Origin of the sequence: Enterobacter sp. 01-M-03-SI-ECC (assembly GCF_047530215.1) — a bacterium.
GTDB lineage: Bacteria > Pseudomonadota > Gammaproteobacteria > Enterobacterales > Enterobacteriaceae > Enterobacter > Enterobacter chengduensis.
The window spans coordinates 41,386-64,623 of record NZ_JBLKDA010000028.1 but is presented as its reverse complement, the minus strand read 5'-3'; the positions used below and the strand labels follow the sequence as shown (position 1 = coordinate 64,623).

At 57.0% G+C, this 23,238-nt stretch carries 21 protein-coding genes, 2 tRNA genes and 1 pseudogene; 17 read left to right on the top strand and 7 right to left on the bottom strand.

Translation table 11 applies throughout. The features are described 5' to 3' along the window. Positions 1-36: 36 nt before the first annotated feature. Together ACMWKK_RS20950 and dkgB are read left to right on the top strand one after the other, a co-directional pair. A tRNA-Asp gene (locus ACMWKK_RS20950) sits at positions 37-113 on the top strand. 160 nt (positions 114-273) lie between these two features. After that, positions 274-1,077, top strand: a complete 804-nt coding sequence (gene dkgB / locus ACMWKK_RS20945) for a 2,5-didehydrogluconate reductase DkgB (protein ID WP_112781999.1) — start codon at positions 274-276, stop codon at positions 1,075-1,077. Between the two features lie 26 nt (positions 1,078-1,103). On the opposite strand, the gene yafC is transcribed toward dkgB, so the two are convergent. Next, positions 1,104-2,009 carry a DNA-binding transcriptional regulator YafC gene (gene yafC / locus ACMWKK_RS20940; protein WP_045330431.1) on the bottom strand — a complete coding sequence of 302 codons (906 nt, stop codon included), beginning with the start codon at positions 2,007-2,009 and terminating at the stop codon, positions 1,104-1,106. A gap of 104 nt (positions 2,010-2,113) precedes the next feature. On the opposite strand from yafC, the pseudogene ACMWKK_RS20935 reads away from it, so the two are divergent. From ACMWKK_RS20935 to ACMWKK_RS20925, 3 genes and pseudogenes are all read left to right on the top strand, one after another. Then, positions 2,114-2,962 (top strand): annotated as a pseudogene (locus ACMWKK_RS20935) (MFS transporter). Between the two features lie 136 nt (positions 2,963-3,098). Next, positions 3,099-3,899, top strand: coding sequence for an endonuclease/exonuclease/phosphatase family protein (locus ACMWKK_RS20930; RefSeq protein WP_024909448.1), 801 nt, complete (start codon positions 3,099-3,101; stop codon positions 3,897-3,899). Between the two features lie 75 nt (positions 3,900-3,974). Beyond that, entirely contained in the window at positions 3,975-4,748 is a 774-nt protein-coding gene (locus ACMWKK_RS20925; protein ID WP_112781998.1) for a class I SAM-dependent methyltransferase, read from the top strand. Between the two features lie 52 nt (positions 4,749-4,800). Here ACMWKK_RS20925 and mltD read toward each other — a convergent pair whose 3' ends face one another. Together mltD and gloB are read right to left on the bottom strand one after the other, a co-directional pair. Beyond that, complete coding sequence (mltD, locus tag ACMWKK_RS20920) at positions 4,801-6,165, bottom strand: murein transglycosylase D (protein ID WP_045330421.1); 1,365 nt, start codon at positions 6,163-6,165, stop codon at positions 4,801-4,803. Between the two features lie 68 nt (positions 6,166-6,233). Continuing rightward, on the bottom strand, positions 6,234-6,992 hold the full coding sequence (gene gloB, locus ACMWKK_RS20915; protein WP_284948480.1) for a hydroxyacylglutathione hydrolase: 759 nt from the start codon (positions 6,990-6,992) through the stop codon (positions 6,234-6,236). Between the two features lie 32 nt (positions 6,993-7,024). On the opposite strand from gloB, the gene ACMWKK_RS20910 reads away from it, so the two are divergent. After that, the gene (locus ACMWKK_RS20910) at positions 7,025-7,741 is read left to right on the top strand and encodes a class I SAM-dependent methyltransferase (RefSeq protein ID WP_045330418.1); all 717 of its coding nucleotides are present in this window, start codon (positions 7,025-7,027) and stop codon (positions 7,739-7,741) included. On the opposite strand, the gene rnhA is transcribed toward ACMWKK_RS20910, so the two are convergent. Continuing rightward, the gene (gene rnhA / locus ACMWKK_RS20905; protein ID WP_023310485.1) at positions 7,742-8,209 is read right to left on the bottom strand and encodes a ribonuclease HI; all 468 of its coding nucleotides are present in this window, start codon (positions 8,207-8,209) and stop codon (positions 7,742-7,744) included. It abuts the gene before it with no gap. A gap of 64 nt (positions 8,210-8,273) precedes the next feature. Between rnhA and dnaQ the strand changes: the two genes are divergently transcribed. The 9 genes from dnaQ (at position 8,274) to ACMWKK_RS20860 (ending at position 17,368) form a co-directional block, all read left to right on the top strand. Continuing rightward, positions 8,274-9,005, top strand: a complete 732-nt coding sequence (gene dnaQ / locus ACMWKK_RS20900) for a DNA polymerase III subunit epsilon (RefSeq protein WP_055703371.1) — start codon at positions 8,274-8,276, stop codon at positions 9,003-9,005. Between the two features lie 132 nt (positions 9,006-9,137). Next, positions 9,138-9,214, top strand: a tRNA-Asp gene (locus tag ACMWKK_RS20895). Positions 9,215-9,593: 379 nt separating this feature from the next. Then, positions 9,594-10,313: a FadR/GntR family transcriptional regulator gene (locus ACMWKK_RS20890; protein WP_024909454.1), complete on the top strand. Its 720-nt coding sequence runs from the start codon at positions 9,594-9,596 to the stop codon at positions 10,311-10,313. Continuing rightward, positions 10,310-11,323: an ABC transporter ATP-binding protein gene (locus tag ACMWKK_RS20885; protein WP_112781996.1), complete on the top strand. Its 1,014-nt coding sequence runs from the start codon at positions 10,310-10,312 to the stop codon at positions 11,321-11,323. The genes ACMWKK_RS20890 and ACMWKK_RS20885 overlap by 4 nt, the downstream gene beginning before the upstream one ends. Next, complete coding sequence (locus ACMWKK_RS20880; protein ID WP_112781995.1) at positions 11,320-12,402, top strand: ABC transporter ATP-binding protein; 1,083 nt, start codon at positions 11,320-11,322, stop codon at positions 12,400-12,402. Before ACMWKK_RS20885 ends, ACMWKK_RS20880 begins: the two co-directional genes overlap by 4 nt. A gap of 2 nt (positions 12,403-12,404) precedes the next feature. Next, on the top strand, positions 12,405-13,919 hold the full coding sequence (locus tag ACMWKK_RS20875; RefSeq protein WP_181663691.1) for an ABC transporter substrate-binding protein: 1,515 nt from the start codon (positions 12,405-12,407) through the stop codon (positions 13,917-13,919). Positions 13,920-13,937: 18 nt separating this feature from the next. Further along, positions 13,938-14,879 (top strand): ABC transporter permease, encoded by a 942-nt coding sequence (locus ACMWKK_RS20870; RefSeq protein ID WP_008500268.1) that lies wholly within the window; start codon positions 13,938-13,940, stop codon positions 14,877-14,879. Positions 14,880-14,881: 2 nt separating this feature from the next. After that, complete coding sequence (locus ACMWKK_RS20865) at positions 14,882-15,757, top strand: ABC transporter permease (RefSeq protein ID WP_112781993.1); 876 nt, start codon at positions 14,882-14,884, stop codon at positions 15,755-15,757. 9 nt (positions 15,758-15,766) lie between these two features. Further along, positions 15,767-17,368, top strand: a complete 1,602-nt coding sequence (locus ACMWKK_RS20860) for a gamma-glutamyltransferase family protein (RefSeq protein ID WP_112781992.1) — start codon at positions 15,767-15,769, stop codon at positions 17,366-17,368. Positions 17,369-17,425: 57 nt separating this feature from the next. Here ACMWKK_RS20860 and ACMWKK_RS20855 read toward each other — a convergent pair whose 3' ends face one another. Together ACMWKK_RS20855 and fadE are read right to left on the bottom strand one after the other, a co-directional pair. Further along, positions 17,426-18,196, bottom strand: a complete 771-nt coding sequence (locus ACMWKK_RS20855) for an amidohydrolase (protein ID WP_045330406.1) — start codon at positions 18,194-18,196, stop codon at positions 17,426-17,428. Between the two features lie 108 nt (positions 18,197-18,304). Further along, on the bottom strand, positions 18,305-20,749 hold the full coding sequence (fadE, locus tag ACMWKK_RS20850; protein ID WP_112781991.1) for an acyl-CoA dehydrogenase FadE: 2,445 nt from the start codon (positions 20,747-20,749) through the stop codon (positions 18,305-18,307). A gap of 239 nt (positions 20,750-20,988) precedes the next feature. On the opposite strand from fadE, the gene lpcA reads away from it, so the two are divergent. Together lpcA and ACMWKK_RS20840 are read left to right on the top strand one after the other, a co-directional pair. After that, positions 20,989-21,567: a D-sedoheptulose 7-phosphate isomerase gene (lpcA, locus tag ACMWKK_RS20845; RefSeq protein WP_406542925.1), complete on the top strand. Its 579-nt coding sequence runs from the start codon at positions 20,989-20,991 to the stop codon at positions 21,565-21,567. A gap of 46 nt (positions 21,568-21,613) precedes the next feature. Next, positions 21,614-22,381, top strand: coding sequence for a class II glutamine amidotransferase (locus ACMWKK_RS20840; RefSeq protein ID WP_112781990.1), 768 nt, complete (start codon positions 21,614-21,616; stop codon positions 22,379-22,381). Here ACMWKK_RS20840 and dpaA read toward each other — a convergent pair. Further along, positions 22,352-23,092 (bottom strand): peptidoglycan meso-diaminopimelic acid protein amidase, encoded by a 741-nt coding sequence (dpaA, locus tag ACMWKK_RS20835; protein ID WP_024909462.1) that lies wholly within the window; start codon positions 23,090-23,092, stop codon positions 22,352-22,354. The genes ACMWKK_RS20840 and dpaA overlap by 30 nt on opposite strands. Positions 23,093-23,238 lie beyond the last annotated feature (146 nt).

Sequence of the window (23,238 nt, the reverse complement as noted above, 5' to 3'; positions counted from 1 at the left end):
GGTGCATAAATCCGGTGGTTACAAGCAGTCTTCGGTGGAGCGGTAGTTCAGTCGGTTAGAATACCTGCCTGTCACGCAGGGGGTCGCGGGTTCGAGTCCCGTCCGTTCCGCCACTTATTAAAAGCCCTGAGCTAACGCTCAGGGCTTTTTTCTTATCTGACGTTTAATTATTGCGAAATCAGCAAAAATCCTCTGCGTTTTTCGATATTTTTCTCTATAACAACGCCAGCGATAATCTTCCTCAGTTTACGAACATAATGATTGAGGAACAGTATGACTCTCCCTGCATTTGGTCTGGGCACTTTCCGCCTGAAAGACGACGTTGTTATCGCATCGGTTAAAACCGCACTCGAACTGGGCTATCGCGCCGTTGATACGGCACAGATCTATGAAAACGAAGCTGCCGTTGGACAAGCTCTTGAAGAGAGCGGTGTACCGCGTAATGAACTGTTTATCACCACGAAAATCTGGATTGAGAATCTCAGCAAAGACAAGCTGATCCCAAGCCTGAAAGAGAGCCTGAAAAAACTGCGTACTGACTACGTCGATCTGACGCTGATCCACTGGCCATCACCAAACGATGCCGTCTCCGTGGAAGAATTCATGCTGGCGCTGCTGGAAGCGAAAAAGCAGGGCTTAACCCGCGAAATTGGTATCTCCAACTTCACCATTCCGCTGATGGAAAAAGCCATCGCCGCTGTTGGCGCAGAAAATATTGCGACCAACCAGATAGAGCTGTCTCCATACCTGCAAAACCGAAAAGTCGTGGACTGGGCAAAACAGCACGGGATCCACATCACCTCATACATGACGCTGGCCTACGGTAAGGCGCTGAAAGATAAAGTGATTACGCGTATCGCTGAGAAACATAGTGCGACCGCTGCCCAGGTTATTCTGGCATGGGCAATGGGTGAAGGTTACGCCGTGATCCCATCTTCAACTAAACGTGAAAACCTGGCGAGCAACCTGTTAGCAACGGATCTTCACCTGGATGCTGACGATAAAAAAGCGATCGCAGCACTTGAGTGCAACGATCGCCTGGTTAGCCCGGAAGGTTTAGCGCCTGACTGGGACTGATATTAACCCCTCTGTACTCAAAACCCTCACACAGCTCCTCCGGGAGCTGTTTTTATATGTTCACTCAGAAAATCAATAAAGGCACGAATGCGCGTACTCACCGCTCTGTCACTGTAATACACCGCGCTAAAAGGCATTTCGACCGGCAGGCGTTTGTCGGCCATCAATTCCACCAGTTCACCTCGCGCAATCTCCTTATCAATCATATAGTCTGACAAGCAGGCGATACCATTGCCTTCGAGGCATAGCTGCTTCAGCGTTTCCCCGCTGTTAGACGACAACCCGCTAGTAATTTCATGAAGTTGCCCATCATGGCAGGCAACAGGCCAGGTGTTCAGCGACGCTGGCTCCGTAAAGCCGAGGCAGAGATGCTGCTTCAGCTCTTCAACCGTCTCCGGTTTACCATGTTCGGCAATATACTCTGGCGATGCGATAATTTTGCGGTAGCTGGCAAACAGAGGGCGGGCACGCAGGCTTGAATCTGTCAGGGTCCCCGCCCGGATAGCCACATCTACCTTTCGCTCGATGAGGTTGATAAACGTCTCGGAAGAGACCAGAGAAAGCGTCATTTCAGGATAGCGTTCGCGAAAAGGTTTGATCAGCGGCATCAAAAAGTGAAGTACGACCGGCGTGGCCGCGTCAATGCGCAGCAACCCACGCGGCGTGCTGCGGGTTTCCATAATCTCCGTCTCCGCTGCGGCCATCTCCTGCAGTACCGACTGCACGCGGCGGAAATAACGCTCTCCTTCTTCCGTCAGGCTCAGCTGACGCGTCGTTCGGTTGAGCAGGCTCACGCCCAGCTTCATCTCCAGCTTTTTTACCGAGCGGCTAATGGCGGAATTAGCCTGCCCCAGCTGTTCGGCCGCGCGGCTAAAGCTGCCGCTTTCAACGACGGCGACAAAGATTGTCAGCTCTTCTGACGTTGCTTTCATTGTTGCACCACCCGCAAAATTCTATTGATATTTTGACCATTTTTGTTATTTAAGCACTGGCCCATACTGCCTGTCATCTTAATCCTGATGATAAGGAGTATTTTATGCCACTGGCGCTGCTTGCCCTGACGATCGGTGCCTTCGCAATTGGCACGACCGAATTTGTTATCGTGGGACTGGTTCCCACCATTGCTAATCAGCTTGCGATCTCGTTGCCTTCCGCCGGGCTGCTGGTCTCTATCTACGCTCTGGGCGTCGCCGTCGGTGCGCCCGTGCTGACGGCCCTCACCGGACGTTTCCCACGTAGGTAGCTATTAGTTGCATTAATGGTGCTGTTCACCGTCGGCAACATGCTGGCCTGGCAGGCGCCGGGCTACGCCACGCTAGTCATCTACGCGGTTACGGCGCTGGGCTATGGCGGCGTATTCACCGCCTTCACCTTCCTGGCGCCGATGATGCAGGATTTGGCGGGCTTTTCACCCAGTGCCGTAAGCTGGATTTTGCTGGGATACGGTATTTCCGTTGCTATTGGTAATATCTGGGGCGGCAAGCTGGCAGATAAGCACGGTGCGGTACCTGCGTTGAAGTTCATCTTCGCCGCCCTGGCCGTTCTGCTGATGGTTTTCCAGTTCACCGCTTCGGTACAGTACGCCGCGCTGGTCACGGTGCTGGTCATGGGGATCTTCGCCTTTGGTAATGTGCCAGGGCTTCAGGTTTACGTTGTCCAGAAAGCCGAACGCTATACGCCAAATGCGGTGGATGTGGCATCGGGCCTGAACATTGCCGCTTTTAATATCGGCATCGCGCTGGGCTCCATTATTGGCGGACAAACCGTCGAACACGCTGGTTTAACCCAGACCCCGTGGGTTGGTGCGGCGATCGTCCTGGTGGCCCTGCTGCTGATAGGCCTGAGTGGACGCCTTGATAAAACTGCTCGCGTGGTGCTGGGTTAATATCAGTAAGCGCTTGCTTACAAAACTGGAAAGCGGTTTCTCAGAAATTGCGTTGAAAGTGTGACCTAAAGTCCCTATAACATTAGAACCAGTCCGTTTTCCGGGCTGGTTCATGTTACAGAGGCTGTTTCCAAAAGTGCGAAAAAATACCTATGCCATGCGTTATGTTGCCGGAATGCCCGCGGAGAGGATCTTGCCTCCGGGTTCGTTTGCGAGCATAAGCCAGGCATTACCCGCCGGCACGCCGTTAAGCAGCGATGAAAAAATCCGCGTGTTGGTGTGGAATATCTTCAAGCAGCAGCGTGCGGAGTGGTTATCGGTCCTCAAGAATTTTGGCAAAGATGCCCACCTGGTTCTGCTCCAGGAAGCGCAAACCACCCCTGAGCTGGTGCGGTTTGCCACCACGAACTATCTTGCCGCCGACCAGGTGCCTGCGTTTGTCCTGCCACAGCATCCCTCGGGCGTGATGACGCTTTCAGCGGCACATCCGGTCTACTGCTGCCCGCTGCGCGAACGCGAGCCCATCCTGCGCCTGGCGAAATCTGCGCTGGTGACGGTCTATCCGCTGCCGGATACCCGAATGCTGATGGTGGTGAATATCCACGCGGTAAACTTCAGCCTGGGCGTGGATGTCTATAGTAAGCAGTTACTTCCCATTGGCGATCAGATAGCGCATCACAGCGGGCCCATCATTATGGCAGGCGATTTCAATGCCTGGAGCCGTCCGCGCATGAACGCGCTGTACCGCTTTGCGCGCGAAATGTCGCTGCGTGAAGTACGTTTTAGCGATGACCAGCGCAAAAAAGCCTTTGGTCGTCCTCTCGATTTTGTATTCTATCGTGGGTTGAGCGTTCACGACGCCTCCGTGCTGGTGACGCGCGCCTCCGATCACAACCCTCTACTCGTCGAATTCAGTCCCGGCAAACCTGATAAATAATGGTGCGTCAGGTCTGCCGTGGGGCAGGCCTGTGCGGGTGCTGCCCTTTATTTTTCACTCACAAAGGACAGTACGATGACAACAACACACTCCCATCATGACAACGTAGAAAAACAGTTTGGTTCTCAGGCAGGCGCCTATCTGAGCAGCGCCGTACACGCTTCCGGTCGCGATCTGGTGCGTCTCGGTGAGCGCCTGTCGGCATTTCCGCAGGCGCATGTGCTGGATTTAGGCTGCGGGGCAGGACATGCCAGCTTTACGGCCGCGCAGCAGGTGGCGCACGTAACCGCGTATGACTTATCCAGCCAGATGCTGGACGTTGTTGCCGAGGCGGCGAAGGCGAAAGGGTTGAACAACATTGATACGCGCCAGGGCTATGCCGAATCCTTGCCGTTTGACGATGCGTCGTTTGACGTGGCGATCAGCCGTTATTCTGCGCACCACTGGCATGATGTCGGCCAGGCATTACGCGAGGTTAAACGTGTCCTGAAGCCGGGCGGTACCTTCATTATTATGGATGTGATGTCCCCTGGACATCCGGTGCGTAACATCTGGCTTCAAACGGTAGAGGCGCTGCGCGATACCTCGCACGTGCAAAACTACGCCAGCGGAGAGTGGTTGTCATTTATCACGGAAGCGGGCCTGATTACGCGCGCGCTGATTACCGACCGCTTGCCGCTGGAGTTCAGCTCGTGGATCGCGCGTATGCGCACCCCGGAAGCATTAAGCCAGGCGATCAGGCTGTATCAGGAGAGTGCGTCCGCAGAAGTAAAGGCGTACTTTGAACTGCAGGACGATGGCTCATTCACCAGCGACATCATCATGGCTGAAGCGCAAAAAGCGGGATAAACAAAAAAGGCACCGAGGGGAATCGGTGCCTTTTTATCTTTAGATCGTGTTATCAGGAGTCTGGCGTGGCGCTGTTCTTCACAAACAGCGTCAGCTGGTCGCCAGGTTTCAGATTGTCAGTATCATTGTTCCAGCGCATCACATCCTTGATGTTCACGCCGTGTCGTTTTGCGATACTGGACAGTGAATCGCCCTTGCGCACGCGATAGGTAATGCTATCGCTATTGCTGGCGAGACGCTGTGCGCTGCTACCTGCACCCACCGTCAGCGTTTGACCCACTTTCAGACCTGAGCCGCGCAGATTATTCCACTGCTGCAGATCTTTCGCATTCACGCCAAGACGTGACGCAATGCCCGAAAGCGTATCACCTGAACGAACCTTATAGCTGCGGCTGTTAACTGATGATGCATCCGCGATCAGCGTTGACTGAACGGCAGCGATTTCACCAGAAGCTAAAGACTCACGTAACTGATCGGCATGTTTCTGCGGAACCATTACATACTGCGGGCCACTTGCCCCCAGCGTTGAGCCTTTAACGCCAGCATTAAAGGTTTTCAATTTACTTACCGACATACCCGTCATATCAGCAACCTGTTGAATATCAACTGGATTACTGAGGCGAACGCGCGCCAGTGCACGACTCTCGTCTGGTGTTGGCAGTTGTACACCGTAACGCTTGCTGTTCTTGAGAATATCGCTCAGTGCCAGCATTTTCGGTACGTAAATCTTTGTTTCCTGTGGCAGTGAGAGCGACCAAAAATCGGTGGATTTACCCCGTGCTTTATTCGCTTTCATTGCCTTCAGTACACGACCTTCGCCGCTATTGTACGCTGCGACCGTTAACAGCCAGTCGCCGTCAAACATCTTGTTCAGACGTTGCATCATGTCGAGAGCGGCTGTCGTTGAAGCGACAACATCGCGACGCGCATCATAGTTGCGGGTCTGTTTCAGACCATAGTTTCGCCCGGTGCTCGGAATGATCTGCCAAATGCCTGCGGCATTGGCGCCAGACGTCGCGTGTGGGTCAAAAGCGCTCTCCACTATGGGTAGGAGTACCAGCTCCATAGGCATGTTACGTTTCTTAACTTGCCCGGCTATCCAGTACATATACGGCTCTGCCCGTAACGTTACATCGTGGAGATAGCTCTTATTACTTAAATACTTCTGTTTCTGTTCGCGAATCCGGGTATTTTCCGGAATTCCCATCTTTAGCTCGTCGCCAATAGAGGTCCACAAGTCTTGATCCTGCGCGAAAGATGTTCCATCGTCCATCCAGCGCGCCGAACTTGCAAACTTCCCTGCTTCCCCTTGACCAGCTGCAGAAAGGCTCTGTGCGTGCTGTTGTACGTTGCTGCCGTTCTGCGACTGGCAACCTACAAGCAGGACAGAGGCGAGTAATATCGCTTTTGCCTTCATGTGTGTGTCAATAGTTGCTTAAAAGACGAGCGATGATAACGGCGAAATTTTGAAAAGGCAACCCGCAATTATCTGAAGTTATCTTTCTTTGACCTTAACCATGCAAATCGCTGTTCTGGTTGTTGCAAATTTGTTTCTTGGTTAATTTTATTAATTAAATCAATATCATCTGTTCGCAAAAATAAATTAATTTGCCGCTCGTTTTTCAGAATTACGGGGAGTGTTTTTTGGTTTTTTGCACGTAACTCCTTCACTTTGTGATAATAATCCTGAATCGTTCGATCCTCAGGTAAGAGGCTCACCGCAAACTTCATATTTCCTAATGTATACTCATGGGCGCAACAAATAACGGTGTCGTCGGGCAGGGCGTTAATCTTCTGTAAAGACTGATACATTTGCGCTGGCGTGCCTTCAAACAGTCTTCCGCAGCCGCCGGAGAACAGCGTGTCGCCGCAAAAAAGATAAGGCTTACTGTAGAAACACAGATGTCCTAAAGTGTGACCGGGCGTAGCAAATACGGAAAACTCCCACTCGCGTATGAGGATTTTTTTGCCTTCTTCGACTACTTGCGTGATCCCCTTATCTTGTGCCTCGGCCGGTCCGTAAACCACCAGATGCGGAAAGTGGTCGCGCAGTTCAGGCACGCCGCCAGTATGGTCGTTATGATGATGCGTCAACAGAATGGCCTCAGGCTGCCAGCCGTTCTCCTTTATTGCGCGCAGAACCGGGGCCGCTTCTCCGGGATCGACAATGACGCATCGACGTTCATCGTCAACCAAAACCCAGATGTAATTGTCCTCAAAAGCGGAAATACTGATAAGATTCATACATTACCTCTATTAGCGTGGCGGGTGTGTTGATGAAACCGGCAAGGATACCTCAGGCTGTCGCAGCACCGGAACGTTGGGCAGAATTGCCCTGGGGTGAATACTATCGCGAGGCCTTAGAGCAACAGCTGAAGCCCTGGCTGGCGAAAATGTATGGCTTTCACCTGCTTAAGATTGGCAATCTCAGCGCGGAAATCAATACCGAAAGCTGCGCTATCTCGCATCAGGTGAATGTCTCTCTCGGCGGATCGCCGGTACAGGTGAAAGCAGACCCGCTGCATCTGCCGTTTGCGGAAAAATCCGTCGATGCGTGTTTGCTCGCACACACGTTACCCTGGTGCAGCGATCCGCACCGTCTGCTGCGCGAGGCCGATCGCGTGCTGATTGACGACGGCTGGCTGGTACTGAGCGGATTTAATCCGCTGAGCCTGATGGGGCTGCGTAAGCTGGTGCCCGTGCTGCGCCGGACGCCGCCTTACAACAGCCGGATGTTTACCCTGATGCGCCAGCTCGACTGGCTTTCGCTGCTGAACTTTGAAGTGCTCTGCTACGGCGGTTTTCAGGTGCTGCCCTGGGCGCGGCAGGGGGGCGTCTTGCTGAGCGCGCATTTGCCTGCGTTAGGCTGCATGCAGTTTATCGTCGCGCGTAAGCGAACCATTCCCCTTACGCTGAATCCCATGAAGCAGAGCAAATCGAAAACGCCGATCCGCCAGACCGTTGGCGCCACGCGGCAGTACAGAAAGCCCTGATCAGGCGTCAGGCTGATACCCCGCGTCTTCATGCGCTGGGTTAGAGGCTGCCGCACGCGCCAGTTCGTCGCAGCGTTCGTTTTCCGGATGGCCGGCGTGCCCTTTAACCCACTCCCATTTAATCTGGTGTTGCCCCAGGGCGGCATCAAGCCGTTTCCACAGATCGACGTTCTTGACCGGCTTCTTATCGGCGGTCTTCCAGCCGCGTTTTTTCCAGTTATGGATCCACTGGGTGATCCCCTGGCGCACGTATTGACTGTCGGTACTTAACACCACGTCGCAATGTTCTTTTAACGCCTCCAGCGCCACGATGGCCGCCATCAGCTCCATCCGGTTGTTGGTGGTCAGAAAATAGCCTTCGCTAAAGGTTTTTTCATGCTGGCGATAGCGCATAATCGCGCCGTAGCCGCCGGGACCTGGGTTGCCGAGACAAGATCCATCGGTGAAAATTTCTACCTGTTTACGCATCTCTGGTAGACTTCCTGTATTCGAAACGTTCAGTTAAACGATAAGTCTGACATAAATGACCGCTATGAGCACTGCAATTACTCGCCAGATCGTCCTCGATACCGAAACCACCGGTATGAACCAGATCGGCGCGCACTATGAAGGGCATAAGATCATCGAGATCGGCGCCGTTGAAGTGGTGAACCGTCGTCTTACGGGGAACAACTTCCACGTCTACCTCAAGCCCGATCGGCTGGTGGATCCCGAAGCGTTCGGCGTTCACGGAATTGCCGATGAGTTCTTGCTGGATAAGCCGACGTTTGCGGATGTCGCTGACGAGTTCCTGGAATACATCAAGGGCGCCGAGCTTGTCATCCATAACGCATCGTTCGATATCGGCTTTATGGACTATGAATTCAGCAAGCTTAATCGTGATATCCCGAAGACGAACACCTTCTGTAAGGTGACGGATAGCCTGGCGCTGGCAAGGAAGATGTTCCCGGGCAAGCGTAACAGCCTTGATGCACTCTGTTCGCGCTATGAGATAGACAATACCAAGCGTACGCTCCACGGGGCGTTGCTCGATGCCCAGATCCTCGCCGATGTCTATCTGACGATGACCGGCGGGCAGACGTCAATGAAGTTCAGTATGGAAAATGAGTCTCAGCAGACGCAGGGCGAAGCGGGTATTCAGCGTGTTGTCCGTCAGGCGAGCCGGCTGCGGGTTATTTTAGCCAGCGATGAAGAGCTGCTTAACCACGAATCGCGGCTTGATCTGGTGCAGAAGAAGGGCGGCAGCTGTCTCTGGCGCGCCTGAAAAGACGCCTGAATGCCTGTAAAATCATCGTTTGGGCGATTTTTGCAGCAAACGATTCAAAACGTGAGAAAAAGCGTTGACGAGATCGGAGGCGCACCGTAATATGCGCCTCGTTCCCCAAACGGGAACAGTGGAGCGGTAGTTCAGTCGGTTAGAATACCTGCCTGTCACGCAGGGGGTCGCGGGTTCGAGTCCCGTCCGTTCCGCCACTATTCAGAAGGCCTGAATCAGAAATGATTCAGGCCTTCGTCGTTTCAGCGTTCAGTCATCTCATCCTCTCCCCCATCATTAACAAAAAGTTAATATATGCAGTGCAATAAATTAACAATTGCACAAAAATGGTGCGTTATTTGCACTTGTATTGTGCATTTCGTCACCACCTCCCTCAACATACCTCAGTCAGAACGTCTCTTTCTGTAAAAATAATTCACGCAGAATCATCTGGTTATCTTTCGCTTTATAAAAAAATACCGAACCAATTGCGGATTGGTTTGGTTATTGCTTAATCATTAGCACGATAAGCGTCATTCCATATCAATAGCTTATCGTTAATAAAAATAAAGTCATGATGAAAGCGAGCGAACCAATATGGAAAAACCGTCACGGTTTCTGGCCAATTCCAGCACCGCGCTTGAGCAGCTGCGCGGGCTAATCAACCAGCATGAGTCAACACCAGGCATTCCGCTGCCCACGGAACGTGAGCTGTCGGACACTCTCGGCGTAGGACGACGTGAAGTGCGTCGTGCGCTGGACGTGCTGGAAGAAGAGGGGCGCATCTGGCGCAAGCAGGGCAAAGGGACCTTTATTGGCCCGGCGGCACCTGTGGAACCGCTGGCCCTGCAGGGATTGGTTCAGCAGACCAACCTGCTGGAAGTGATGGAAGCTCGTCTGCAGCTCGAACCCGGCTTAGCCCGGCTTGCGGCACTGCGTGCCACCAGGGAAAACCTCGCGCTTATGCAGCGCATGCTGGAACGCATCGACAAGGTCAGCCCGGACGACCGCGATCTCAACGAACTGTGGGATAGCGCCTTTCACCGGGCGATTGCCGAAGCGGCGGGCAACCGTCTGATGCTCGGCCTGTTTGATGCCATCGATGCCGTGCGGCGCGAACCGGGCTGGCAGCATCTGCGTGAATTAGCCCGCACGCCCGAGCGCGTCGACAGCTATAACGACCACCACCATAAGATCATGGCTGCGATTATCCATCGCCAGCCCAATGAAGCCGCAGCCGCCATGCGCGAACACCTGCTCAGCCTGCAAACCGCCCTGATTCAGGCGATCCACCTTGAGGACGACTTCACGCCATGACGACTATCCCCTTTAAGGACGCCACGCCCGTACTCCGGCTAAAAAATCTCAACGTTAAATTTGCCGGCTCCCCGGTAAGCGTACTGGACGGCATTTCCCTGACGGTCAAAGCGGGCGAAACGCTGGCGCTGGTGGGGGAGTCCGGCTGCGGGAAAAGTATCACCTCGCTAGCGCTGATGGGGTTACTGCCCGCCAGCGCGCAGATTGTCAGCGGTGAGATGCAGTTTCGCCGCCACGATCTGAGAAAGCTCTCGCCGCGGGAGTATGCCGATCTTCGCGGCAGCGAGCTGGCGATGATTTTCCAGGAGCCGATGACCTCGCTCAATCCGGCGTTCACGCTGGGCGATCAGCTTAGCGAGGCGGTAATGCGACACCAGAACGTTTCGCGCGCAGAGGCGATGAAGGTCGCGCTGCAGATCCTCGAGAAGGTACAGATCCCGGCGGCCGGGATGCGCCTGAAGGCGTATCCCCACCAGCTTTCCGGCGGCATGCGCCAGCGGGTGATGATTGCGATGGCGCTGATTAACCACCCCAAACTGCTGATTGCCGACGAGCCGACCACCGCGCTCGACGTCACCATCCAGGCGCAAATTCTCACCCTGCTCAATGCTTTAAAAGAAGAAACCGGCACGGCGGTTCTGATGATCACCCACGATTTAGGCGTGGTGGCCGAAGTCGCCCAGCAGGTCGCCGTGATGTATGCCGGGCAGGTGGTGGAGCAGGGGAGCGTGGAGGCCATCTTCGCCGACCCGCAGCACCCGTACACCATCGGCCTGATGGGATCTATCCCTTCGCTGGGGGCGCGCAAAGGCCAGCTCTCTACCATTCCCGGTTCGGTTCCGCTGCCGGAATCCATGCCGAAAGGCTGCCGTTTTGCCACCCGCTGCCCGTTTGCGCAGTCCCGCTGCCATGATGAAAAACCGTCGCTCAACACGCTCGGCGCGGGTCATCAGGTCGCCTGCTTCCGCGTGCCGCTCGAACACCACATTGCCCTGGGAGAGACCGCATGACCACGCCCATCCTTGAAGCCCGTGACCTCAGCAAGCTTTTCCCCGGCCCGAAAAAACTCTTTGCCACAGCACGGTTTGTCACGGCGGTCGATCGCGTTTCGCTTGCCGTGATGCCGGGCGAAACGCTGGCGATAGTCGGGGAGTCTGGCTCCGGGAAATCCACCCTTGGTCGTCTGCTGCTGCGCCTGCTGGCAGCCAGCGAAGGGCGCGTGTTTTACCAGGGGGAAGAGATCACGCATGCCTCGGGGACACGCCTCAACCAGCTCCGGCGCGAGCTGCAGATCATCTTTCAGGATCCCTTTGCCTCGCTGAACCCGCGCATGACCGTGGAGCAGATCGTCGGTGAGCCGCTGTGGCTGCACCAGAACATGAAAAAAGCGGACCGTCAGTACCACGTTGCCGAACTGCTCAAAACCGTTGGTCTGCCTGCCGCCTGGGCCGGGCGCTATCCGCACGAGTTTTCCGGCGGACAGCGCCAGCGTATTGGCATTGCGCGCGCGCTGGCCTCGGGGCCGAAGCTGCTGCTGGGGGATGAGCCGGTATCCGCGCTGGATGTGTCCGTGCAGGCGCAGGTGGTCAACCTGCTGGAGAGCCTGAAGCACCAGCTGGGGCTGACGATGGTGATCGTCGCCCACGGCCTGGCGGTGATCCGCCACATGAGCGACCGCGTGGCGGTCATGTACCTCGGGCAAATCGTCGAGCTTGCCACCGTCGACGAGATTTTTGACGCACCGCTGCACCCCTATACCCAGGCGCTGATCGCCTCGGCGCCGCAGATGCAGCCGGGCGTAGAGCGCGACGCGCCGCTGCTGCAGGGCGACTTACCGAATCCGGCCAGCCCGCCGTCCGGCTGTCGTTTCCACACCCGTTGCCCGTACGTTACCGATGAATGTCGCCAGGTTGAGCCGATCAATCAGATGCTCGACGGCGGGCGTCAGGTTGCGTGCCATCGCTGGCAGGAGATTAACCGCGATCGCAGCGTTATCCAGATCGCACCGCCATCCGCCGCTTTTCTGCGCCGCCGCGCGCTGTTTGAACACGCGGCCACTCACTCGTCCCTTCCTTCAAGGAACTCATGATAATGACAATGCGTAATTCTCTTTTGACCGTACTGGGAAGTGTAATGTTGCTTGGCGCGGCGCTGCCCGCCCATTCTGAAAGCGTGCTGCGAATCGGCCTGGGCGCCGACCCGGACATGCTCGACCCGCATCTGGCGCGCACCTACTATGGCCGCTTCGTGTTTGCCTCCCTGTGCGACAGGCTGGTGGACGTGGATGAAAATCTGAAGGTCGTCCCCGGTCTGGCGAAAGACTGGGCGTGGAGTGCGGACGGTAAAACCCTGACGCTCAATCTGCGCGAAGGCGTGACCTTCCACGACGGTGAGAAATTCGATGCCGCCGCCGCAAAATACAACCTCGACCGCGCCCTGACCTTAAAAGGCTCCCTGCGCAAAAGCGAGATCTCTTCCGTTGAGTCGGTCGAGGTTACCGGCCCGATGCAGATTGCCCTGCACCTGAAAACGCCGGATGCCGCGCTGCTGATGCAGCTCACCGACCGCGCGGGCGCGATGATGGCCCCCGACGCGGCGAAAAAGCCCGATTTTGCCGCCCATCCGGTCTGTTCCGGCCCGTACAAGTTCGACAGCCGCGTGTCCCAGGACCGCATCGTACTCACCCGCTTCGACAACTACTGGAACAAAGGCGCCTACCACTTCGACAAAATTATCTATTTGCCGATCCCGGATGCCTCCGTGCGCCTCGCGAACCTGCGCGCGGGCGATCTTGACCTGACCGAAGGCATTGCCGCCAGCGACGTGAAAACCGTCGAAGCCGACAGCAAGCTGGCGCTGGCGAAGGTAACGGGTCTGGGCTATCAGGGCATCACCTTCAACATCAACAACGGCAAGGTGCCGGCGAACGATCCGTTCAGGGACGCCCGCGTGCGCGAGGCGTTTTCCCAGGCCATTGACCGCGATGCCTTAAACCAGGTGGTCTTCGAGGGGCTCTATACCCCGGCAAACCAGGCGTTTTCACCGGTCAGCCCGTATCACGTCAACCTGCCGGTTCCGCCGCGTGACGTCGACAAAGCCAAATCGCTGCTGAAGGCGGCAGGCGTCACCGCGCCGCTGACCGTCAACCTGCTGGTGCCGAACAACCCAACCTCCCAGCAGGTGGGCCAGGTGCTGCAGGCGATGGTCGCCGAGGCGGGATTTAACCTGAACCTGCAGATGACCGAATTCGCCACGCTGCTGGATCGCCAGCAGAGCGGCGACTATCAGCTGAGTTTCTCCGGCTGGTCGGGACGCCCTGATCCGGACGGCAGCATCTACGGCTTTATCAACAGTAAAGGCACCCTGAACGACGGCCGCTACAGCAATGCGCAGGTGGACGAATGGCTGACGCAGGCGCGCCAGAGCACCGACCAGGCCGCGCGCCAGCCGCTGTACGACAAGGTGGTGAAGCAGCTGCAAACCGACATGCCGATTGCCTACCTCTACTTCGAGCCGCGCATTTTCGGTCTCAACAAAAGCGTGCAGGGCTTTAAGCCGTACCCGGACGGCATCGTGCGTCTGGCGGGTTTGACGCTGGCGAAATAACCGTCCTGAGGAGAACCCATGCTGGAACTGATTTGCAAACGCCTGCTGCTGGCCGTCCCGACGCTATTGCTGGTGAGCATGATGGTGTTCGGGCTGCAAAAGCTGCTGCCCGGCGACCCGCTGATCGCCATGGCCGGCGAGGAGCGCGATCCGGCGGTCATCGCCCAGCTGCGCGCAGAGCTGAATCTGGATGCGCCGATCCCCGTGCAGTATTTCCACTGGCTGACGCGGGCGCTGCAGGGGGATCTGGGCGTTTCCTTGCGCACGCACGAACCGGTGACGCAGCTGATTGCCAGCAAGCTGCCGGTCACGCTGGAGCTGTCCCTGCTGGCGATGATTATCGCGCTGGTGTTTGGCATCAGCATGGGAATTCTCGCGGCGGTGAACAAAAACAGCTGGGTCGATCACGGGGCAAACTTCGTGGCGATCTCGGGGATCTCGATCCCGCACTTCTGGCTGGGGATCCTGCTGATTCTGGTCTTTTCGGTGAATCTGCAGTGGCTACCCGCGTCCGGCTACGTGCCGTTCAGTGAAGATCCGCTCCAGAACCTGCGTACGCTGCTGCTGCCCGCGTCCGTGCTCGGAACGGGGCTTGCGGCAACGCTGATGCGCCACACCCGCGCGTCGATGATTGCCGTGCTGAAGGCGGACTACATCCGCACCGCGCGGGCGAAAGGGCTGCTGCCGAAGGCGGTGATCCTGAAGCACGCGTTTCGCAACGCGCTGGTGCCCGTGATCACCCTTACCACGCTGCTTTTTGGCGAGCTGCTGGGCGGCGCGGTGCTGACCGAGCAGGTCTTCACCATTCCCGGCTTTGGCAAGATGATCGTCGACTCGGTATTCAACCGTGACTACGCCGTGGTGCAGGGCGTGGTGCTGATCGTGGCGATTGGCTTCCTGATGCTCAATCTGCTGGCCGACGTGCTCTACGTTCTTATCAACCCGAAAATGCGAGGTTAACCATGGCGGAACTGACGACGCAAACCGCTGTGCCCGCGCTGCCGCGCGCGCAAAACCGGGTGCTGAAAAAATTCCTCGGCGATAAAAGCGCGGTGATTGGCGCGATTGTGGTGGGCTTCTTCGTGCTGGTGGCGCTGCTGGCGCCGTGGATTGCCCCGTTCGATCCGGTTAAAGCCAACTTCCTGGCGGTGCGTAAAGCGCCGTCGGCGATGTACTGGTTCGGTACCGACGAGCTGGGGCGCGACATTTTATCCCGCATTATCTGGGGGGCGCGCACTTCGCTGATGGCGGGCTGTATGTCCGTGGTGATTGCCGTGGTTATCGGCGTGCCGCTGGGGCTGGTGGCGGGGTATTTCCAGAAGATGTGGGATGGGGCGATCTCGCGCTTCATTGAAGCGCTGCTGGCCTGTCCGTTCCTGATCATGGCGATCGCGCTCGGGGCGTTTTTAGGCCCAAGCCTGACCAACGCGATGATCGCTATCGGCCTTTCGGCGATGCCGATCTTCGCCCGCCTGACGCGCGGGCAGGTGATCGCCATCCGCAACGAAGAGTACATCGAGGGCGCGCGGGCGATTGGCCTGCCGGATCGCTGGATCATTATCAAATACGTCCTGCCGAACGTGATGTCGCCGATCCTGGTGCAGGCCACGCTGGCGGTCGCCTCGGCGATTATCGCCGAAGCCAGCCTGTCGTTTTTAGGGCTGGGACAGCAGCCGCCTAATCCCTCCTGGGGCTCCATGCTCAACACCGCAAAAGGTTTTCTGGAGCAGGCGCCGTGGATGTCCATTTTCCCCGGCGTGGCGATTTTCCTTGCCGTGCAGGGCTTTAATTTACTCGGCGACGGGCTGCGCGATGCGCTCGATCCGCGCCACGACTAAGGAGTCATGATGACCAAAGCGCTAGATTTTACGTCCGGTTACGATTCACGACGCCCGCCGATGCTGGGCCATAACGCCGTTGCCACGTCGCAGCCGCTGGCGGCGCAGGCGGGCATGAAGATGCTCCAGCTGGGCGGGAATGCCGTGGATGCGGCCATTGCCGCCGCGATGGCGCTCACGGTGGTTGAGCCGACCGGCAACGGGATCGGCAGCGACGCCTTCGCCATCGTCTGGGACGGTAAAAAGCTTCATGGACTTAACGCGTCTGGGCGCTCACCGGCCAGCTGGCATGCGGATCTGTTTGCCGGTAAAACGGCGGTACCGGAAATCGGCTGGGACGCGGTAACCGTCCCGGGCGCGGTATCCGGCTGGGTGGCGCTGGCGGAACGCTTCGGCACGCTGCCGCTGACCACGCTGGCGCAGCCGGCCATTGATTACGCGCGCAACGGTTTCCCGGTCTCGCCGCTGATTGGCCATCTCTGGCAGCGCGGCTATAGCAAGCTGAAAGATCAGCCCGGCTTCAGCGCCTGCTTCGCGCCGGAAGGCCGCGCCCCGCGCGTGGGAGAGATCTTCCGTAACCCGGCGCAGGCAAACTCGCTTGAGCTGATTGCGAAAACCAACGGCGACGCGTTTTACCGCGGCGAGCTGGCGGAGAAAATTGCCGCCTTCGCCAAAGAGCACGGCGCGCACCTGACGGCTGAGGATCTCGCCAGCCACCGCGTGGATTGGGTAGACCTGCTGTCACGCGACTTCGCGGGCGGTTCGGTGCAGGAGCTGCCGCCAAACGGTCAGGGGATCGCCACGCTGATTGCGCTCGGCATTCTGGAGCAGTGCGGCATTGAGAAGCATCATCCGGACTCCGTGCAGTCTCTGCACCTGTCCATTGAGGCGATGAAGCTGGCGCTGGCGGATCTCGACCGCTACGTGGCGGATGAAGATCACATGACGTTCGCGGCAAAAGCGCTGCTGAGCGACCCTTATCTGAAGTCGCGCGCGGCGCTTATCGATCATGATAAAGCGTCTGATTTTTCCTACGGTTCCCCGACGCAGAGCGGCACGGTCTACATCAGCACCGCCGACGCCAGCGGGATGATGGTCTCGTTTATTCAGTCCAACTATATGGGCTTCGGTTCAGGGATTGTGGTGCCGGACACCGGGATCAGCCTGCAAAACCGGGGCTGTGGTTTTTCGCTGGATCCCAGTCACCCGAACGCGCTGGCGGGCAGCAAGCGTCCGTTCCACACCATCATTCCGGGCTTTGCGATGGACGGCAACGGCCAGCCGCTGATGTCCTTCGGCGTGATGGGCGGCCCGATGCAGGCGCAGGGGCACATGCAGATGGCGCTGCGCATCATGCTGCACGGGCAAAACCCGCAGGCGGCAATTGATGCGCCGCGCTGGCGCGTGGTCCAGGGCAGGGAAGTGATCGTTGAATCGACGTTCGATCGCAATACGATTGCCGCCCTGCGCGAGCGTGGGCATCACATCGTGGTGGAAGATCCGCTGCAGGATTACAACTTCGGCGGTGCGCAGGTGATTTACCGTCTGCCGGAAGGGCACTACGTGGCCGCGACGGAGAGCCGCAAGGACGGGCAGGCGCTGGTGAGTTAAAAGAAGCGAGCAACATTGGTAGGCCGGGTAAGGCGTAGCCGCCACCCGGCTTTTTTTTCACCCAATGCTAAACGGATCCGCATCCTGCCACGCCGGAAACTTCTCCCGATACTCCTTCAGCGCCGTCAAGGACAGCTCCGCATCAATGCGCGTCGCCTGGTGCGGCTCGGCGGTGGCAATAATCTCGCCCTGCGGATTCACCACCCGGCTGTCGCCGCGGTAGTGATGCCCGTTACCGTCGGTTCCCACGCGGTTACAGCCCACCACGTACGCCTGGTTCTCAATCGCGCGGGCCACCAGCAGAGACTGCCAGTGCAGGGAGCGTGGGGCAGGCCAGTTGGCGACATACAGCGCCAGGTCATAATCGTTGCGGTTGCGCGACCACACCGGGAAGCGCAGGTCGTAGCAGACCAGCGGCAGAATGCGCCACCCGCGCCATTCGAACACCACGCGCTCGTTACCGGCTTCATAGTGATGATGCTCATCCGCCATGCGGAACAGGTGGCGTTTATCGTAAAAATGCACCTTTCCTTCTGGTTCCACCAGCAGGAAACGGTTTACCGGCCCGCGTTCGGTCTGCAGGGCGGCGCTGCCCGCAATCAGCGCGTTGGTTTGCTGCGCTTTGGCATGCATCCAGGCCACCACCTCATCCTGAGGCATGGACTGTTTTGCCGCCTCCATGGCGAAGCCGGTGGTGAACATTTCCGGCAGGACAATCACATCACGCCCGGCAATGTCTTCCAGCTGTCGATCAAAGTGGCGCAGGTTGGCGGGGCCATCCATCCACACTAAAGGTTGCTGCAAAATCGAAATCTTCAGACCAGGCACAATTCAGACTCCTCAAACGACCACTTTTTGACACTGTAGCACGACATAACGAGAAAATGTGGCAATAAAAAACCCCGCGCGAGGCGGGGTTTGTCTAAGCGAAACGCGTTACGCCGCTTCAGGTTTGCGGTGCTTCTCCGGCAGCTTTACCGGCTGCGTCGCCAGCTCGTCCGGTTCGAAATCATCCACGTTAATGCTGCGCAGACGGCTCTCTTCGGCTTTCACCAGCAGAGCAGCTTCATCTTTATTGATAATGCCACCGGCCAGCGCCTGTTTTGCCAGTTCGTCCAGACGGGTAAACGGCAGGTTTTTGCCCAGCTGTTTACAGATCTTCTGGTGAATTGGGTCGGCGGCCATCACGTCCAGCAGCGCCTCTTCCAGCAGACCCACCGGGTTATGCTGCGTCGGCGCCAGATACTGACCGCGGCCGATACGGGAGCGGGTTGCGCTCGGTACCTGCAGGATCTTCGCCACCTTGTGGTCCAGCTTGTCGGACGGCGCCAGATGGTGACGGCCGGTCGGGAAGATCACCGCGCGCAGCGCGCCCGCCACGAAGCGGTTCGGGAAGTTCGCCAGCAGGTCGTCAATCGCCTGTTCAGCCTGATACATCGCATCCTGCACGCCCCAGTGAACCAGCGGCAGATCCGCTTCCTGACGGCCTTCATCGTCGTAGCGTTTCAGGACCGCAGAGGCCAGGAAGATCTGGCTCAGCACGTCGCCCAGACGGGCAGAGATACGCTCGCGACGCTTCAGGCTGCCGCCCAGCACCGCCATGGAAACGTCAGACAGCAGGGCCAGGTTGGCGCTCAGACGGTTCAGATGCTGGTAATAACGTTTGGTCGCATCGCCGGTGGGCGTAGCGCTGGTGAGGCCGCGCGTCAGGCCCAGCCAGAAGCTGCGCACCTTGTTGCTGCCCACGTGACCAATATGTTTAAACAGCAGCTTGTCGAAGGCATCCACGTCGTTGTTCTGCGCAGCGGCCATCTCTTCCAGCACGTACGGATGGCAGCGAATGGCGCCCTGACCGAAGATCATCATGCTGCGTGTCAGGATGTTAGCCCCTTCCACGGTGATGGCGATCGGTGCGCCCTGATAGCCGCGCGCCAGGAAGTTGCCTTCGCCAAGCATAATGCCTTTACCGCCTGCGATATCCATCGCGTCAATGATTGACTGCTGCGCGCGGTGGGTACAGTGGTACTTCACAATTGCCGACAGCACGGCCGGTTTTTCGCCCAGCATAATGCCGTAGGTAATCAGCGTGGCGGCGGCGTCCATCACGTAGGCGTTGCCCGCGATACGCGCCAGCGGCTCTTCGATACCTTCCATCTTGCCGATGGAGATTTTGAACTGACGGCGGATGTGGGCGTAAGCGCCAATCCCCAGCGCGACCGACTTCAGACCGCCGGTTGAGTTCGACGGCAGGGTAATGCCGCGACCCACCGACAGACATTCCACCAGCATACGCCAGCCCTGACCGGCCATTTTCGGGCCACCGATGATGTAGTCAATCGGTACAAAGATATCCTGGCCACGGGTAGGACCGTTCTGGAACGGCACGTTCAGCGGGAAGTGACGGCGACCAATTTCAACGCCTGGGGTAGAGGTTGGGATCAGCGCACAGGTAATGCCCAGATCTTCTTCACCGCCCAGCAGTTTTTCGGGGTCAGAGAGCTTGAAGGCCAGACCCAGCACGGTGGCGATTGGCGCCAGGGTGATATAACGCTTGTTCCAGGTCAGGCGCATGCCCAGCACCTGCTGGCCCTGCCACTCGCCCATGCAGACCACGCCGGTATCCGGAATTGCGCCCGCATCGGAGCCCGCTTCCGGGCTGGTCAGCGCGAAGCACGGAATTTCCTGACCGCGTGCCAGACGCGGCAGATAGTGATTTTTCTGCTCTTCGGTACCGTAATGCTGCAGCAGTTCGCCCGGGCCTAAGGAGTTAGGCACGCCAACGGTAATCGCCAGGATCCCGGAGACACCCGACAGCTTTTGCAGTACGCGAGCCTGAGCGTAGGCGGAGAACTCCAGACCGCCGTACTCTTTCTTGATGATCATCGCAAAGAAGCGATGCTCTTTCAGGTACGCCCACAGTTCTGGCGGCAGGTCTGCCATTTCATGGGTAATCGCGAAGTCGTTTGCCATGCGGCACGCTTCTTCTACCGGGCCGTCAATAAAGGCCTGTTCTTCAGCTGTCAGGCGCGGCTGAGGATAGTTGTGCAGCTTCTTCCAGTCCGGATTGCCCTGGAACAGGTCGCCTTCCCACCAGGTGGTGCCCGCATCAATCGCTTCTTTCTCAGTACGCGACATCGGCGGCATCACCTTGCGGAAGCCTTTGAACACCGGCGCAGAGATCATTGATTTACGCATCGGGGCAAAGTTAAACGGCAGAAGAATGATGGCAAGAGGGACTAAAAGCCAGATATTCCAGAGACCTGCGACGCCAAGCGCAGCCGTCCAGGCCAGAAGAATCAGGCTGCTCAGGAATAAACTTACGCGGTGATAGAACAGCACACCGAGCAGAACAACGGTTGCGAGAATGCTCAAAATCATCATAAAGAAAAGCTCCCTTGCTTGTAGGAGGTCTGACCACTTGTGATGATATGGTTGTAGTTGATGTTATTTCCTTTAGCAATGTGTTTACAAAATAATTACAACCTGGTTCACATTGTTCGTGTTTTAAGCGGCACGAAAAAGCAAAACGCCGGACGTTTCGCATGGCTTTAGCTTCTCGCTTTTCCCGCTATCCGGTACACTCCACTGTGTTATTTCATCAATACTGAAGGATTATCCTCATGTACCAGGATCTTATTCGTAACGAACTGAACGAAGCGGCGGAAACGCTGGCTAACTTTCTGAAAGATGATGCCAATATTTACGCTATTCAGCGCGCGGCGGTCCTGCTGGCCGACAGCTTCAAGGCGGGTGGCAAAGTGCTCTCCTGCGGTAACGGCGGTTCCCACTGCGATGCGATGCACTTTGCAGAAGAGCTGACCGGCCGCTATCGCGAAAACCGCCCGGGCTACCCGGCGATTGCGATTTCCGACGTGAGCCACATCTCCTGCGTCGGCAACGACTTCGGTTACGACCATATTTTCTCTCGCTACGTTGAAGCGGTAGGCCGTGAAGGTGACGTGCTGCTGGGTATCTCTACCTCTGGCAACTCTGGCAACGTGATCAAAGCGATTACCGCCGCGCGTGAAAAAGGGATGAAAGTCATCACCCTGACCGGGAAAGATGGCGGTAAGATGGACGGTACGGCAGACGTTGAAATTCGCGTTCCGCACTTCGGCTATGCTGACCGTATTCAGGAAATTCACATCAAAGTGATCCACATCCTGATTCAGCTGATCGAAAAAGAGATGGCTAAGTAAGACTTCGCTGGGGGCACTCTTGCCCCCGCTGTTGTGGAGGTGATGTATGTGCGAACTGCTCGGGATGAGCGCCAATGTGCCAACCGATATCTGCTTTAGCTTCACCGGGCTGGTTCAGCGCGGTGGAGGAACCGGGCCGCATAAAGACGGCTGGGGCATCACCTTCTACGAAGGCAAAGGGTGTCGCACGTTCAAAGATCCCCAGCCTAGCTTTAACTCACCGATTGCCAAACTGGTGCAGGACTATCCCATTAAGTCCCGCTCGGTGATTGCCCATATTCGCCAGGCAAACCGCGGCGAAGTGGCGCTGGAAAATACCCATCCGTTTACCCGTGAACTGTGGGGCCGTAACTGGACCTACGCGCACAATGGGCAACTCACGGGCTACAAGTCGCTGGAGACGGGCAACTTCCGTCCGGTTGGCGAAACCGACAGCGAAAAAGCCTTCTGCTGGCTGCTGCACAAGCTGACGCAGCGCTATCCCCGCACGCCAGGCAATATGGCTGCCGTGTTCAAATACATCGCGACGCTGGCGACCGAGCTGCGCGAAAAAGGCGTGTTCAACATGCTGCTCTCTGACGGCCGCTATGTGATGGCGTTCTGTTCGACGAATCTGTTCTGGATCACCCGCCGCGCGCCGTTTGGCGTTGCGACGTTGCTCGATCAGGATGTGGAGATAGACTTTCAGAAGGAGACCACACCGAACGATGTGGTCACTGTTATCGCAACGCAGCCGCTGACGGGCAACGAAACCTGGCAAAAGATCATGCCAGGCGAGTGGGTGCTATTTTGTCTCGGGGACCGTGTAATTTGACGCCAGCTGTGGGTGGACGACTTCGTGGCTCAGCGGTTTGCTGACCACGTAACGGCCATCTACGATAGAGACCACCGGTGGCTTGTGGGTCTGCTCAAAGTAGTCATAACCCGGCTTCAGCTGTTTCCAGAAATCCGCGTAGTAGGAGTACTTGTGACGCGCCATGTTGGCGTCCGTCATGCGGAACGGATAGATGCTGACCTGTACGCTAGGCTGCCCAAAGACCAGCGCGCCGGTCACGAACTGGAAGATCTCATCAATGCCGGAGTCGGTCATCGCATAACAGCCGATAGATACGCAGGCACCGTGGATCATCAGGTATTTACCTTCATAACCGTGTGCACGGTCATAGGCATTCGGGAAGCCGATGTTGATGGCTTTATAGAAGCGGCTGTCGGGTTTGAGCTGGCTGCGCTGAACGTTATAAAACCCTTCCGGACTTTTGAAATCGCCCTGACGCTGTTTTGGCCCCAGCCCGCCGGAGTAGTTACAAATTTTGTAACTATCAAGCAGCTGATATGTCTCGCCCATTTTCACAAACAGATCGAGAGTGCGTTCTTCCTTGAAGATTTGAATATAAACCGGCGATCCCATTAACTGCTGTTTATATTCCTTGCTGACCGGCGTCGTTGAGCTATTACTGCTGAGCAGTCCGGCAAACGACATGCACGGAATCAGAAGCATCGCAATGAACAATGCGATTTTACGCATACTACTAGTTCCTTGATAAAACCATGACCAACTTGCCAGGACGGCAAAAGAGACCCGAAATCAGACTAATCTGTTAGGAGCGCTCACATTAGCACCGCCATAGATTTTCGCAAGAGCCGGGCGGTGAGTTTACAAATTAGTTTTAC